The organism is Yinghuangia sp. YIM S09857 (assembly GCF_051388915.1).
GTDB lineage: Bacteria > Actinomycetota > Actinomycetes > Streptomycetales > Streptomycetaceae > Yinghuangia.
Map to the genome: position 1 here is coordinate 180962 of NZ_JBPKBH010000015.1, position 15315 is coordinate 196276.

The 15315-nt window shown below is 70.4% G+C and carries 11 protein-coding genes; 5 read left to right on the top strand and 6 right to left on the bottom strand.

What is annotated here, in order from left to right; genetic code table 11:
* Window positions 1-192 precede the first annotated feature (192 nt).
* Window positions 193-1239 carry a hypothetical protein gene (locus tag ACRX5S_RS28350; protein ID WP_436775963.1) on the top strand — a complete coding sequence of 349 codons (1047 nt, stop codon included), beginning with the start codon at window positions 193-195 and terminating at the stop codon, window positions 1237-1239.
* A gap of 91 nt (window positions 1240-1330) precedes the next feature.
* Entirely contained in the window at window positions 1331-2062 is a 732-nt protein-coding gene (locus tag ACRX5S_RS28355; protein WP_436775964.1) for a TetR/AcrR family transcriptional regulator, read from the top strand.
* A gap of 148 nt (window positions 2063-2210) precedes the next feature.
* On the opposite strand, the gene ACRX5S_RS28360 is transcribed toward ACRX5S_RS28355, so the two are convergent.
* Window positions 2211-3179 carry an alpha/beta hydrolase fold domain-containing protein gene (locus ACRX5S_RS28360; protein ID WP_436775965.1) on the bottom strand — a complete coding sequence of 323 codons (969 nt, stop codon included), beginning with the start codon at window positions 3177-3179 and terminating at the stop codon, window positions 2211-2213.
* A gap of 52 nt (window positions 3180-3231) precedes the next feature.
* Window positions 3232-4002 (bottom strand): SDR family NAD(P)-dependent oxidoreductase, encoded by a 771-nt coding sequence (locus ACRX5S_RS28365; protein WP_436775966.1) that lies wholly within the window; start codon window positions 4000-4002, stop codon window positions 3232-3234.
* A gap of 127 nt (window positions 4003-4129) precedes the next feature.
* Here ACRX5S_RS28365 and ACRX5S_RS28370 point away from each other — a divergent pair, with 127 nt between their 5' ends.
* Entirely contained in the window at window positions 4130-4741 is a 612-nt protein-coding gene (locus ACRX5S_RS28370; RefSeq protein WP_436775967.1) for a TetR/AcrR family transcriptional regulator, read from the top strand.
* Window positions 4742-4796: 55 nt separating this feature from the next.
* Here the strand turns inward: ACRX5S_RS28370 and ACRX5S_RS28375 are convergent, their stop codons facing one another.
* The 3 genes from ACRX5S_RS28375 to ACRX5S_RS28385 form a co-directional block, all read right to left on the bottom strand.
* Window positions 4797-6299: an MFS transporter gene (locus ACRX5S_RS28375; RefSeq protein WP_436775968.1), complete on the bottom strand. Its 1503-nt coding sequence runs from the start codon at window positions 6297-6299 to the stop codon at window positions 4797-4799.
* Between the two features lie 79 nt (window positions 6300-6378).
* Window positions 6379-8808, bottom strand: a complete 2430-nt coding sequence (locus ACRX5S_RS28380) for a glycoside hydrolase family 3 C-terminal domain-containing protein (RefSeq protein ID WP_436775969.1) — start codon at window positions 8806-8808, stop codon at window positions 6379-6381.
* Window positions 8809-9240: 432 nt separating this feature from the next.
* Window positions 9241-10596 (bottom strand): glycosyl hydrolase 53 family protein, encoded by a 1356-nt coding sequence (locus ACRX5S_RS28385; protein WP_436775970.1) that lies wholly within the window; start codon window positions 10594-10596, stop codon window positions 9241-9243.
* Between the two features lie 471 nt (window positions 10597-11067).
* Here ACRX5S_RS28385 and ACRX5S_RS28390 point away from each other — a divergent pair, with 471 nt between their 5' ends.
* Complete coding sequence (locus ACRX5S_RS28390) at window positions 11068-13536, top strand: glycoside hydrolase family 78 protein (RefSeq protein WP_436775971.1); 2469 nt, start codon at window positions 11068-11070, stop codon at window positions 13534-13536.
* Window positions 13537-13692: 156 nt separating this feature from the next.
* Here the strand turns inward: ACRX5S_RS28390 and ACRX5S_RS28395 are convergent, their stop codons facing one another.
* The gene (locus ACRX5S_RS28395) at window positions 13693-14511 is read right to left on the bottom strand and encodes an MBL fold metallo-hydrolase (protein WP_436775972.1); all 819 of its coding nucleotides are present in this window, start codon (window positions 14509-14511) and stop codon (window positions 13693-13695) included.
* A gap of 114 nt (window positions 14512-14625) precedes the next feature.
* On the opposite strand from ACRX5S_RS28395, the gene ACRX5S_RS28400 reads away from it, so the two are divergent.
* Window positions 14626-15234 carry a helix-turn-helix domain-containing protein gene (locus ACRX5S_RS28400; RefSeq protein ID WP_436775973.1) on the top strand — a complete coding sequence of 203 codons (609 nt, stop codon included), beginning with the start codon at window positions 14626-14628 and terminating at the stop codon, window positions 15232-15234.
* The last annotated feature ends 81 nt before the right edge of the window (window positions 15235-15315 follow it).

Here is a 15315-nt window from a genome sequence, read left to right on the forward strand (position 1 = left end):
ACACCATGGGGAACTTCTCACTCGGCTTCTGCACGAGCCCCGAGGCGGGCCGGGAGACGCCGTCGTCGAACGCCCCGGAAACCGTCCTCGGCCGCCGGCCTGCGGCCTCGGCCGCCCCGGCATGACCGGAGAGCGGCAGCCCGGCTTCCTTGCCCGACGCCGCGCGACGACCTGTTGAAACGAGGAGACCTGATGACCGTCGACAACCTGCGCCTCAACGAAGTCCTGCGCCCCGCCGCGCCGCCCCGGATCGTCCAGGACGTGTATTCGGACGACCAGCACGAACGCATCCTCGACGTGCTCAAGACGCACGGCCCGTGGCCGACGATCGCCGCGCACCACTTCGACAGCATCGAAGAACTTGTGGCCACCTCGAACAACGGCACGGCGGACCAAGTCGATTTCACGCTCGACGACGTCGCGTCGCCGCACTTCCGGGGGTTCTTCGCGGAGAACTCGGTGCTCTACTACCCGGAGTTGCACGACTGCTTCTACAACGCCCGCTTCCTCGAACTGGCCAAGGACTACTGGGGCGCCAAGTACGCCCGGCCGACGTTGATGCTGTTCAACCTGTGCGGACCGCACCACAGCCGCTTGGCGTCCCACCTCGACGGCGTCACCTTCCGAGGCGTACGTATCGAGAAGTCCCCGATCTGGCTCCAGAACGTGATGGGCCGCTCGGGTCTGTTCACGGACCACGTGGTGAAGATGGCGCAGGTGATCACCTGGTGGTACCTGGGCGAGAACGGCACCTTCACCTGCTGGCCGGACGGGCCGCTCGGCGAGCCCATGCGGCTCGAACACCCGTTGTGGAACAAGGGGGTCGTCGTGCAGAACGAGATGATGTTCCACCGCGGCGACCCCGTCGGCCGCCCCGACGAACGCGACACGCCGGGTGTGAGGCACCGCTCCGTGATGCAGTACGACGCGGACCGCGGCGACTGGACGGCGATGACCGACGGCGAGGTCATCCGCCGCTACGCGCCTGACGAGATACGGCTGCTGGTGCACTGGAACGCCGAACTCTACGACGACCTCGACGAGGTCAAGGCGAGCATGGACCCGTCCGACGACCTGACGCACGACGTGGTCTTCGAGCGCCTGCTGGCCGACATGCGCGCCCGTGGGATCCAGGTCGCCGAGCCGTCGGACCCGCTGCACGACAAGGAGTTCATCCGCGCGCTCATCGACGCGTACTCGATCACTCCGACCACCGACTGGGCCGACAACTCGGCCTGAGGTACGACGGGTTCAACGCTGCCCGGACGGAGCCGACACGGGCGTCGCCGGGCACCCTCCTTCGGCACACCGGGCAGCGGAAGGAGGGAGTATGGCCCAGGGCCCGACGACGGGACCCGCACGCCCGCGCGGAAGGCCGGCGCGCTTGTCGCGTGAGCGGATTGTCGAGGCCGCGGTCGGACTCGTGTACGCAGATCCGGCGGAGCCACTGACACTCAGACGAGTGGCGAAGGCGGTCGACTCGGCTCCCATGGCTCTGTACCGCTACTTCCCGGACCGCGACGATCTGGCGTACGCAGTTGCCGACCGGGTGATGGCGCACATGCGGTTCACTCCATCGGAGGGCGCATCCTGGCAGGCGCAACTCCGCGAGTGGATGCGGTCGAGCCTCGACCACCTGCGGCCGTACCCGCACTTGCTGCCCTTCGTCGCCTCGCTCCGGGAACCTGCGTGGCTACCGTCCATCGTCGAACTGACCGACGTGCTGGGCCCCTTGGACCTGACGGACGCGGAGGCGGCACTGGCAGTCGCGCTCATCGGCGCGACCGTCGTCGGCCAGGCGACTCTCGCCGCCCGGCGACCTCCGGCCGTCGGGTCGGCGACGGTAATGCGCGGCGACCCGCAACGGGCGCCGACGGAGGCCGGCGCCCGTCTCGCGGCAGTCCTCGACAACCTGCCGTCCGCTCTCGACCACCTCTTCGACCTGGTTGTCGAGGTCACCGTCGAAGCCGTCGAAGGCATCGCGGACGGCCGCCCAACGCCTTGCGAAGCAGCCGACGTGCGGCCGGCGTGTACGCCAGGATGCTCGCCGCGGCCTCGGTAGCCGGCGTAGGGACCGACCCCCCGAGCCCGCGACCTCCTACCCCCGACCTTCCGACCCCCCCAACCCCCGCCCTCCTACCCCGAGCGCGGTCGGAGGTCGGAGTAGCCGCACTCATCGGCCCCGAGGCCGCTCCGTCCACGGCGACGGTTCAAGGCGCTTCCACACCGGCCCCGTGCACCTCGTCGAGCGATGCCGGGCCACCGAGCAGAGCCGCGCCGTCGACGACCCGGCCCTCCGCGACGCGGTTGACGAACGCGGCGGTGCGCTCGACCGCCTCGGTGGCTTCCGGCAGGAAGCCGGCAGCCAGTTGCCAGCCGTGGAACATCTTCGGCCGTACCTCCAACTCGACGTGCACACCCGCGCGTGCGGCTCGGGTGGCGATGTCGAGGGAGTCGTCGAGCAGGCGCTCGGCACCGGAGACCTGGACGAACAGCGGCGGCAGGTTGCCGAGGTCGGCGACGACAGGGGAGACGAAGGGGTCGTCCGCGCGGTGGCCGGCGAGGTAGAGGGCGCTCATGGAGCCGTCGGCCCCGCCGAGTGCGAGGTCTGTCTCGGCGCGGTCGACCCAACTCCCCTCCCGGTACCGCTCCTCGCGCTGGTCGAAGACCCCGGAGTACAGCACGCCGGCGATGGCGCGCGGGTCCCCGATCGCCGCACGGCGCAGCAGCAGGGCGGCGGCGAGATTGGCGCCTGCCGACTCCCCGGCCACGACGACGTGCGGTGCCAGGGACGCCGCGTACTCGAAGGCGGCTTCGCAATCGTCCAGGGCCGCCGGGTAGGGCTCTTCCGGAGCGAGCCGGTACTCCGGCAGCACGACGCGGGCGCGCGTGCCCAGCGCCAGGTGCGCGCCGGTCGACCGGCATGTCCCCGCGGCGCCGGAGACGAACCCGCCTCCGTGGATGTAGAGCACCACCAGGTCGTCGCGAGAGTCCTGAGGCGTCATCAGGTACGACCCGTCTCGCAACGCCGCGGCGGGCTCGTCACGCACACCGGCGACGCGCTGGTACATCGCGGCCTGCCCGGCCGACTGGCGCCGCTCGGACTCCCGGTCGGTGGGCGCGTTTTCGCGGCCGGCTCGGATGATCCCCGCAATGAGGGCGAATGCCTTGCTGGGCATGCGTGATGGCCTCCTTCGGCCGGATGGTGCGGTCAGTCGCCCGGCGAGGGCGTCACTGGTGGGTGCCGCCGTCGATGCGGATCTCGGTGCCGGTGATGAAGGCGCCGTCGTCGGAGGCGAGCATGGCGACGACGCCGGCGACCGTCTCCGGCGGTGCGAAGCCGTGCCCGAGAGCGGGCTGGAGCTTGCCGAACAGCTCCCAGTCGGTGTCCTCGGGCAGGTGGCCCGCGGTCGTCTCGGTGATACCGCTCCGGATACTCCCCGGCGCCACGCTCACCGCGCGCAGGCCCTGCTTGGAGTACTCCAGCGCGATGCTGTGGGTGAAGGACTGGATCCCGCCCTTGCTGGCCGAGTAGGCGGCCATGTACGGGTGCGCGAACGAGGCGGACGTGGAGCTGAAGTTCACCACGACGCCGGCGCCGGACTTCAGGAGTGCGGGCAGGGCGGTGCGGGTGACGAGGAACGTCCCGGTCAGGTTGACCGCGATGATGCGGTTCCACGTCTCCAGCGGGCATTCATGGGTGTGCGCGGCGCGCAGGATTCCGGCCGCGTTGACCAGGACGTCCAGCCCGCCGAGTTCCAGGACCGCGTCCGCGACCACGTGGCCCACGGCCGTTTCGTCGGACACGTCCAGAGCGCGTGTCGACAGCCCCGTGCCGTTGCCGTCGGACGCGGCCTGCTCGCGCGTGCTCTTCAGGCCGTCCTCGGCCACGTCCACCGCGACGACGCGCGCGCCTTCGTGCAGCAGCCTCAGCACGGTGGCCTGGCCGATGCCGGACGCGCCGCCGGTGACGAGGACTCGTTTGCCCGTGAAGCGTTCCATGAATCCGAACTCCCTGCCGGTCGTGGGCCGGTCGTGGTTGCGGCCGACCCAATCGATATGTGTGTTTGTTGTCATGTCAACGCGATGCGGCGGATCGGGCGTGCATGTGCTGGGGTACGTTCGTGCGGTGACCAGTGACAAACCGGCCGTCGGCGGTCGTCATGCTCAGCGCCCGTACCCCAAGGGCGTCGCCCGCCGCGCGCAGATCCTCCGTACCGCGCTGGAGGTCTTCGCGACCGAAGGCGACCGCAAGGCGTCGCTCCGGAAGATCGCCGACCGCGTCGGGCTGACCGATACGGGTGTCCTGCACTACTTCGGCTCGCGCGAGGAACTTTTCCTCGCGGTCATCGACGAACGGGACCAGGCATCGAGGGACGCGGCCGTCGGGGCCGTGGATCCCCTTGAGGCGATCGTGCGTACCGTCCGGCACAACATGGACGTGCCGGGGCTTGTGCAGCTCTATGTCGCGATGACCGCCGCCGCCCCCGAGCCGGGGCACCCGGCCGGACCGTACTTCGAAGGCCGGTACACCGAGCTGCGTTCCGCCATCCGCACCGGCATAGAGGTCATGCAGGCCGAAGGGCGGGCACGCACCGACATCAGCGCGGAACTGCTTGCGCGGCTCCTGGTCGCCGCGGTCGACGGCGCGCAGTTGCAGTGGCTGATCGACCCGGACATCGACATGGCCGAGGTCGTCGGTGCCCTGGTCACCATGATCACCAGCCCCGGCGGGGACTGACCAGAGCCGGGCGAGGACGAGCCGGGGCCGCCTTCGCGGCCCCGGCCGTGAACCGTCAGTGGATGGTCGGGGCAGGCGGCGCCACGGGACTGTCCTGGGCGGCCTCCACGGTCGTGCGTACCTTCGGGATGAGCAGTGCGATCACGAGCGTGGCGGCGAGCATTACGGCGGCCACCACATAGGCGAGCTCGTACCCTTCGTCGGAGTAGAGCGCGGTGCCCTGCACGACGTTTGCGTGATTGTCGAGGACCGTGAAGATCACCTGGGTGGAGATCGCGCCCAGTACGCCGCCGATCAGCGTGCCGACGCCGTTCGCGGTGGCCTGGTTCTCCGCGCGCACCGCACCGACGATCAGGACCGAGCCGGACGCGAGCACCAGGCCCATCCCGGCCGCGAACAGCGGTCCGAAAGCGATGAGTTGCCACTTCTCGTGGTGGTATTGCGACGTGACAAGGAGTCCCGCGATGGCCAGCACGAGTCCGGAGACCAGCGTGATCTTCGCGCTCCACCGGTTGGCGACCCACCCGACGGCGGCACCGCAGAGCAGGATCAGGATGCTGGAGTGCACCCCGATCGCGGCGTTCTCGGTCGCCGAGTAGCCGAGTCCGTCGGACATACCCGGGATCTTCGGGTAGAGGGCGAGCAACTGGCTGATGGTGCCGGCGGAGAACAGCACGCCGCTCGCGGCGCCGCCCGCGATCAGGATCAGCAGGAGGCGGCGGTCGGACAGGAGCTTCACGTCCAGCAGGGGGTGGGCGACGCGGTGCTCCACGGCCAGGAACGCCACGAAGGCCACGACGCCGCCGACCAAGTAGAACAACGTGAAGGCGTCGCTCCACCCCCATTCGCTGCCCTTGCCGATGCCGTACACGAGCGCGGTGGCGCTGCCCCCGAGCAGGAGGCCGCCCAGCCAGTCGAACGAGGTGCGCGGTGCCCGCAGTGGGCTCTCCGGTACGAACACCAACAGCAGAATCAGAGCGATGACGCTGTTGATCGTCAGGAACCACAGCACCCCGCGGAACCCGTGGTCGTCCTGCAACCAGCCCGACAGCCACGGCCCGACCAGCGCGGTCAGGCCGGCGCTTGTCGCCACCACACCGGTCGCGGTCCCGATCCACTTGGCCGGGAACACGTCGCGGATGATCGAGAAGGTCAGCGCGGTCACCACCGCGTAGATACCGACCAGGAACCGCGCGGACAGCATCAACCCCCAGGTGGGGGCGAGGGCGCACAGCGTCTCCCCGATGACGCCGACCACCGAGGCGACGACCATGACGCGCTTCTTGCCGAACATCTCGGACGCCTTGATCAGGAACGGCACGCTCATCGTCGCGACGAGCGTGGTGATCAGCGTGAACCAGGCGATCTCGGTGGTGTGGAAGTGCTGGGCGATCAGCCCCTGGGCGTTGCCGAGCAGCAGGCCGGACATCGACAGCACGACGGTCGGCCAGGCCAGCGCGACCATGAGGACGACGTAGTACGCCCGGTGCCGCTCGTCGCCGCCGGGCGTGGGGCCGGGCGGGTCCGTGTGGTCCAGGGGTGGTGCGGTGGCGCTCATGGCAGATCTCCAGACATTACCGGCATTTCAGGCGGGCCGGGAAGCGTGCCGCGGCCCGGGGGAGACGCGGCCAGTCGGTTCAGGCGAGCGTCAGCTCGGTGGTGAGGGTCAGGTCGGCCGCGGAGCGGCCTACCAGGATGCGGTGCATGCCGGGCGGGATCGTCCAGGCCCCGTCGGTCCAGCGGGACAGCGTGCGGTTGTCGACGGTCACGGTGACCCGGCTGCGGACCCCGGCCGCGGAGGTGACGGGCGTGTATCCGATCAGCCGCAGCGGTTCTCCGGGGGATTCCAGATAGACCTGGACGACGTCGCGCCCGGGGCGGTCGCCGGTGTTGGCGACGGTCAGGGTCACCTCGACGCCGTGGGAGGTTCGTGCCGTGGACAGGTCCGCGTACTCCCAGGTGGTGTACGACAGGCCGTGGCCGAAGGGGAACAGCGGAGTCGTCCCGCGCGCGGCGTATCCGCGGTAGCCGATCAGGCCGCCCTCGGCGTAGTCGATCCGCCCGTCCGCCGGCAGCGTCGACAACACGGGGCTGTCGGACGCCGCCACCGGGAACGTGGTCGGCAGTCGCCCGCCCGGTTCCGCGCCGGTCAGCACGGCGGTCACGGCTTCGGTGCCCTCTTGCCCGGGGAACCACGACCACAGCACAGCTGCCGGCTCGTCGGCCCACGGCATCAGGACCGGGGCCCCGGCGTTGACGACGACGACCGTGTTGGGGTTCGCGGCGCACACCGCCCGGACGAGCTCGTCCTGGCGGCCGGGCAGGGCCAGCGTGGTCCGGTCGACGCTCTCGCGTTCGAACTCGTCGCCGGTGCCGACCACCACGATCGCCACATCGGCCTCGCGGGCGGCGGTGACGGCGGCTTCGAGTTCCGCGTCGTCGTCCCGGCGCGGCGGCGCGTACCCGACGCCGAGCAGCGTGACCGGGTACGGGAAGCCGTCCTGCGGCCGAAGGCGTATGGCGATGTCGACCTCGCCCGAAGTCGCCTCGAACTCCAGCACGGACGAGGGCGTGTTGAGCATCAGCGCGCCGAAGTCCGGTTCACTGAGCAGCTGTTCAACGGTTCCCGCACTCTTGCCGTCGATGGTGACGGTGAACTCGCCCGCGCCGAGCACCGACAGGTGGTGCGTGCCGGATTCCGCCGTCCGCAGGCGGGTGCGCAGCACCACCGCCGCGGCCTCGGGCGGCAGCACAATCGGGAAGTGGTAGGGCTTCGTCGCGTGGTCCTCGCTGCCGATCACGGAGCCGTCGGCGTCGAGGATTTCCAGCCGCACGCCGGGCTCGCCGGTGGCCGGGTTGGCGGAAGCTGAGGAGGGGACCGGGTCGAGCAACTGATTCGGGAACGCGCCCGCGACGACTGTGAGTTCGATGCCGTCCCCGAGAACCGCCGCGAGGGCTTCGCCGAGCGGAGTCTCGTGTTCGGGGCGGACATGCGCGCTGCCGCCGCCCTGCGACGCGAACCGCACCGCGTTGGGCCCGATCAGCGCGACCGTCCGCAGCGCGCCGGGGGCGAGCGGCAGCGCGCCGTCATTGCGCAGGAGTACGCTGCCCTGCACCGCCAAGTCGCGTAGCCGAGACCGGACTTCCGGTGGGACCGGGTCGGCCTCGGGCCGGGCGTGTCCCTCCAGTCCGCCGACGCGCCCCGCAAGCCGGACCAGGCGGACGACCTTGTCGTCGATCACCGCCTCCGCGACTTCGCCGTGCCGTACGGCTTCCGCGAGCTTCTCCGCCCACGGGCCGTCCGGTCCGGGCATCACCAGATCGAGGCCGGCCAGGGCGGAAGCGGACGTGCTCCGCGCCGCGCCCCAGTCCGACATGACCAGGCCGTCGAACCCCCACTCCTGCTTGAGGACCGAGGTGAGCAGACGGCCGTTCTCCGTCATCGATTCGCCGTTGACGCCGTTGTACGCGGCCATCACCGCCCACACCCGCGCCTCGCGCACGGCCACTTCGAAGGGCGGCAGGTAGACCTCGCGCAGCGTCTTCTCGTCGATCCGCGCGTCGTAGCCCATGCGTTCGGTTTCCGAGTCGTTGCCGACGAAGTGCTTGATCGTCGCGGCGACGCCCTGTGACTGCACGCCCTCGATCAACCGGGCCGCGATCCTCGCGGTGAGCAGCGGATCCTCCGAGTAGCACTCGAAGTGCCGTCCGCCGAGGGGCGAGCGGTGCAGGTTGACGGTGGGCGCGAGCAGGACGTGCACCCCCAACTCGGCGGACTTCGCGCCCATCAGCGCACCCGCCTGATACACCGCGTCGTCGTCCCAGGTCGCGGCCATCGCGCTGGGGCTCGGGAACAACAGGCTGGGGACCAGATCGGTTCCGAACGCCGGGCCGCGAGGGCCCACGGGCCCGTCGGAGAGGGTCAGCGTCGCCAGACCGAGTGCCGGGGCGGGGTGGGTGGACCAGGCGTCCGCACCTGTCAGGAGCCGGACCTTCTCGTCCAGTGGCAACGCGGCCACGCGGTCGGCGAGGTCGGCGGCGCCGACGAGGTCGGGGGAGGCGGTCATCGCGAGTCCTTCTCTCGGGAACCTGTTTTGAAACGATTCACAGAAGTCGCCGGGAGATGCGGCGAGCGCGGGTGGATCGAGAGTAGAAGTAAAAACTGAATGACGCCAGGTTTCTTGCGGATGAACTTTCTGAGGATCGGGGGAGCGGCCCTCTGAGCTGCGGAGTCGCCCGGCAGTGCTCTGGGCTGTGGGTCGCCCGGCAGCCCTCTGAGTTGCCGGGGTGCCCGGAACAGGCGCGGCGGCAGCCCGCGCGGGGCAGGCCCGACCACCTGCCACGCGCGGGGCAGGTGGTCGGGCCGCTTGGACGGGGATTGGTGCGGGTTGTGCGGATGCCGGGCCGAGCCGTGCACTCGGGTACGTCGCCGGACCGGCGACACACCCGAGAGCGGGCCGGTCGGCAGATGGGAGCAGAGACCCAGGGCGGCGAATCCGCTACTGGAGGCCGTGGGCGATCGCGTCCAGTACGGGCTTGGCGGCGGCGGACCCGCCCGACGGGGTGAAGTGGCTCATGGGTTGCCAGAAGCCGACGCAGGAGTCGGGCGCCCAGGGACGGATGCCGGCGAGGCAGCCGTTCTGGGCGCCCCAGGCGACGATGTCGCGGTGGAATTCGTACTGGCCCTGTGTGCTGAGCGGATACCCGCTGACAGGGGTGTTCCACTCCAGCGGCGGACCCATCGTGCCGGACGGGTATCCGGCTTCCGCGATGAAGACCTGCTTGCCGAAGGTGCTGTGCAGCGACTGGCTGGAGTTCTTGAAGGCCGCGAGCTGGTCCCCGTATTGGACCGAGGTGGGGTAGTACGACGTCCCGAGCTGGTGCGCGGGGAATCCGGCGTCGGCCATCGCCTGCCAGAACGCCTCGGCGAATCCGGGGTACTGCATCGCGATCACGCTGGTGTGCGAGCTGAACCTGGCCTGCGGAGCGACGAGGCGGACGCCTTCGGCCACGGCGGCGAGGAGCCGTCCCGTGTAGGGCCACAAGTGGGTGCGAAGCCAGGAGATCCGGTCGCTGTCGGACATCTCCAGCAGCAGCGTGTAGACCTGCATCTGGCCGATCGCGGGGTCCACCGCGTCGGGGGCCGCGTACGTCCAGTAGTCGGTGGACGGCGTGAAGCCGCGCGGGGCGACGCCGGCGACGCCGAACTCGACCTCGTTGCCGATGTCCCAGACGTTGACCTTCACGCCGGTCGCCAGGATCTGGCCGGCGGCGATGGCACCGTACAGACGAAGCGCGTGGCTCATCTGGTTGAGCGTCAGCGACTCCCAGGGGCCGGGCAGCCGGATGAGCGGGTAGTCGGAGAAGTCCGGGCCGGGTTGGTGGGACACATCGCCGTACACGTTCCACAGCCCGAGTTCGACGTTGAGCGGGAGGCCCAACTTGCGTGCCAGGAAAGCCCGTTCGATGGCACGGTGGAAACCGTGCTCGGCGTCCTTGTCCCGGGCGAAGCGGCGGGTGGCCATGCGCGCGTACACCTCGGTGGCGCCGTGTGCCATGTACAGGCGCTGCAACTCCTCGGGCGTCCTGGCGGTGCGGGTGCCGTCGGTGAGGGACGTCTGCGCGAGCACGCGTTCCGTCTCCGGGCTGACGGAAAGCGAGGTGCGGAAGGGTGCCGTGCCCGTGGGCGTCGTAACGGCGGCGGTGGCGCCGGTCGCGGCGCTTGCTCCGGCGACGCCCGGCAGCGCTCCGGATGCCGCGAGTCCCGCGGCCGTCGTCATGCCGAGGAAGCCCCGGCGGCTCACCTTGCGGCGCTCTCTTCCTTCGCCGGAGGCGGGGTGCGAATGGTTGCTCATCAGTCGAGACCGCTTTCTCTGGGGGGCTGAAGATGCCGTGCGCGGACTGGCGTTCTTCTGAAGCGGAGGTGCGGGCGAGCGCATGTGTCCCCGATCGCGCCGCACCGTGACAGCCGGACGCCGGTCGGCGTCCGGCATTGCAACCCCGGACTTGAAACGTTACAGTCCGAGAGAACCTGCTGCTGACGTGCTGAACATCGCGATTGGCAGGGGGTGGTGCGGGGCTTATGCATGGCCCCGGCCGGGCCCGATGGGCGTCCCCGATTGAACCGATTCACATGCGGAACGCCCGTGTACTGCGGGCGATTCCACGTTGTGCGTCGGGAGCGTAGCTGCCCGGGCGCGCATGCGCCAGATCGGAACAGCGCTTCCCGGAGAATTTCGCGTACCGTGTACGTAAAAATGAGCCCGCGCTCGCCGACGGACAGCCGTACCAGTTCCCACCGCTGACGAGAACCTGGGAGGTTCGCTGTGGCTTCCGCCTGGCAGGCGTCCTTCATCGCCGCTCCGTCCCGAAACGACGGTGCCGCCACGTACTTCCGCCGCGAATTCACGGTGGACGCCTCCTTGATCAGGGCGACGCTGCATGTCAGCGCGCTCGGCATCGTGGAGCCGTATCTCAACGGAACGAGGGTCGGGGACGAGGTGCTGGCGCCGGGGTGGACGTCCTACCGGCACCGCCTCCACGTGAGCGACCACGACGTCACCGATCTGGTCGCCACCGGGAACAACGCCGTCGGCGCGATCGTCGGGGACGGCTGGGCCGTCGGCCGCCTCGGCTTCGAGAACCGCGGCGCGCACTACTCCGACCGTCCGGCGCTGTTCCTCCAGATCGAGCTGGAGTACGCCGACAGGACCGAAGTCATCGGCTCAGAGCCGACGTTCACCACCGGCACCGGCTCCGTGCTCGGCAACAGCCTCTACGACGGGGAGCACCACGACGCCCGTCTGGAACCGGACGGCTGGAACCTGCCCGGGTTCGACGACAGCACCTGGCTACCCGCCGAGCCCCACGAGTGGGATCCCGCCACGCTCGTCACCACGACCGCCCCGCCGATCCGCCGCATCGAGGAACTCGCCCCCGTCGCCCTGCTCACCAGCCCCGGCGGGAAGACGATCGTCGATTTCGGGCAGAACATCTCCGGCTGGGTGCGCCTCGACGTCGACGGACCCGCGGGCCACGTGGTGACACTGCGGCACGCCGAGGTCCTGGTGGAAGGCGAGCTCGGCACCCAGACCCTGCGCACCGCCGCCTCGGTCGACAGCTACACCTTGCGCGGCGGCGGCCCCGAGACCTGGGAGCCGAAGTTCACGTTCCACGGTTTCCGGTACGCCGAGATCGACGGCTATCCGGGCGTCCTCGACACCGACGCCGTCCGGGCGATCGTCGTGCACAGCGACATGACGCGCACCGGCTGGTTCGAGACCTCCCACCTGCTGCTCAACCAGTTGCACGCCAACGTGGTGTGGTCGATGCGCGACAACTTCGTCGGCGTCCCCACCGACTGCCCGCAGCGCGACGAACGGCTGGGCTGGACCGGCGACATCAACGCCTTCGGACCCACCGCCGCGTTCCTCCACGACGTCCGCGGCCTCCTGGGCTCCTGGCTGGAGGACGTCGCGGCCGAACACCGCGAGAAGGGGTACGTCCCCTGGGTGGTTCCGGACGTCCTGTCCACACCGTCGTCGCCGACCGCGCTGTGGAGCGACGTCGTCGTCTCCCTGCCGTGGGCGCTCTACCGCGAGTACGGCGACGCCGAGATCCTGCGCCGCAACTACCCCTCGATGACCGCGTTCGTCCGCAGCGTCGAGCGCGTCCTCGACGAAACGGGCCTGTGGAGCAGCGGGTTCCAGTTCGGCGACTGGCTCGATCCGGACGCACCCGGCGACAACCCGTCCGGCGGCAAGACCGACCGCCACCTCGTGGCCTCCGCGTTCCTGTGCCGAACCACCGCGCAACTCGCGGAAATCGCCGCCCTTCTCGATGAGAAGGACGACGCCGCACACTTCGCCGCGCTCGCCCGCACCGTCCGGGACGCCTTCCGCCACGAGTTCGTGACGCCTGCCGGTCGACTGGCGAGCGAGTCCGCGACCGCGTACGCGCTGGCCATCTGCTTCGACATCCTGGAACCCGAGCAGGAGGCCAAGGCCGGGGACCGACTCGCCGAACTCGTCGCCAAGGCCGGGTACCGCATCTCGACCGGATTCGCCGGCACACCCTTCGTCACCGAGGCGCTCGGCCGCACCGGCCACCTGGACGAGGCGTACCTGCTCCTCCTGGAGACCGGCTGCCCCTCCTTCCTGTATCCGGTGACCATGGGCGCGACGACGATCTGGGAGCGGTGGGACTCCGTCCGACCGGACGGCTCCCTCCACCCCGACGGCATGACGTCCCTGAACCACTACGCCCTCGGTGCCGTCGCGGACTGGTTGCACCGCACGGTGGGCGGCCTGGCCCCGGTGGAACCCGGCTACCGGACCATGCGCGTCGCCCCCCGGCCGGGCGGCGGCCTCACCCACGCCACCGTCACGCACGACACGGTGCGTGGCCGGGCGTCCGTCGCCTGGCGCATCGAGGACACGCACGTGTCCATCGATGTCACCGTGCCGGCCGACACCAAGGCCACGGTCGAACTGCCCCTGCACCCCGACGGCCTGGTCGTCGAGGTGGATGCGGGCGAACACCGGTGGGAATACGACCTGCCGGAGCCGTACGGCACCCGTCCGCCGATGACCATGGACACGCCGCTGCGTACCCTGGCGGACGACCCGGCCGTGTGGCGGGCGGTCAGCGCCGTCCTCGCGGAGCACCTGCCCGGCATCCCCATCGACGGCAAAGCGCCCGAGGCGGCGGGCATTTCCCTGACGGGCCTGCTTGCCCTCATCCCCGGCGACACCCCCGAACTGGCAGCCGACCTCCGCGCCGCCATCGGCGCCTGAGCGGGAGGCCGCGAGCTGCGGTCCTCCCGGTCGGCGCGAGGCCGACCGGGAGGACCGCCCTGGCCCGTTCCGGCGGGGATGCGCACGAGAAGGCTGTGCCGCGGCCCGGCAAGGGTGTGCCGGAACTCGGGAGGGTTCCGGCGCAGACGGGCTTGCTCAGCCGATCGGCGGTGCGAGGTATTCCAGCGCGTAGCCTTCGCCGGAGGGGGTCACGCGCGCGATACCGGGAGAGTCGAGGTGGGCGCCCGCGACGAAGTGGCCTGGTCGGCACAGTTGTTCGAGGAGTCCCGCACGCGCGGCGCGGGCCTGCGGCTGGTCCCCGTCGAATTCCCAGGTCACACTCGGCCGGTCGAACTGGAGCGTGGGGACGTGGACGGTGTCGCCCCACGCGAGAAGGAGTCCGCTGCCGCTCCTGACCTCGTACACGGTGTGGCCGGCCGTGTGACCCGGCGCCGGAACGGCGGTGGTCCAGGCGTTGACCGCGACCCTCTCCGACACCGGGACGACCCGGTCGCGAAACCCCGCCAGCCTTCCCGCGAACACCGAGGTGTCGCCCGCGCCGATCCACACGCGTTCGAGCCCGGCGAACGCCGGCGAGCCGTCCGGCGCGACCAGGCCGCTCACGTGGTCCTCGTGCCTGTGGGTGATGGCCACATCGGTGACCTGCGCGCGGTCCACCCCCGCTTCGTCGAGCGCGTCGTAGATCAGTCCCATGGTGGGGTCGTGCCAGACGTTCGACGCCCCCGTGTCGATGAGCACCGACCGCGTGCCGTCCGTGACGAAGAAGGCGTTGACCGACAGCCGCAGGTTGCCGCCGACCAGCGGGACGGCCTCCGGGAGTTCGACGAGCGGGCAGCCGTCCGCGTCACGGAGCCGTGTCGGCGGCATGTCGATGTACCCGTCCCGCAGCGCGACCACCCGCAGGGCGCCGAACTCGAACGCGGCGTGGTGCCGGCCGCTTGAGATCAAACGCATGGGACCCCTCCGTCGTGTCGGACACGCGTCGCATGTCTCTGATAGAAGATGGACTCTTCTTTAGAAGAAACTCTACACTGTGGACGGCGGGATGCAGATCGATCGAGGAGCACGGTGGCCGAGCAGGACGCAGACGGGGGCGAACCCCGGCACGGTGACGACCTGGCCGGGGCGTTCGGCGGCAACGTGCGGCGGCGCCGTGAGGAGGCGGGCCTGACGTTGGAACAGTTGTCCGCCCGGTCCTCGGTCAGCCGGGCGATGCTGTCCAAGGTCGAACGCGGCGAGAAGAGCCCGACGATCGGCGTCGCGTCCCGGATCGCCCGCGCCCTCGACGTGGCGCTCTCGGACCTGATCGGCGCGCCTGCCGACGCCGCATCCGGCGCCGTCGTCGTCATGCGCAGGGACGAGCGCCCCGTGTTCCGTGACCCGGAGACCGGCTTCGAGCGGCACATCGTGTCGGCGGCCCCGGGGGCGGGCGGATCCGAGGTGGTCGTCCACTACCTCCCCGCGCGGACCTCGATGGGACTGCTGCCCGCCTATCCGTCGGGTACGGAGAAGCAACTCGTGGTGCTCGAAGGCACCGTCACCGTCGCGATCGGCGGGGTCAGCGAGACCCTGCACAAGGGCGACTCGATGTTCTTCCAGGCCGACGCGGACCACGGCTTCGCCAACCGGACGAACGCCCCGTGCGAATACCTGATGGTCATCGCACGCAGGACATGATGGGCGTGCGGCGTGCCCTCACTCGGCATGCATCACGCACGCGGTAGGAGGGCGTGGGGGGCGTCGGGCCGGCGGCCGGAC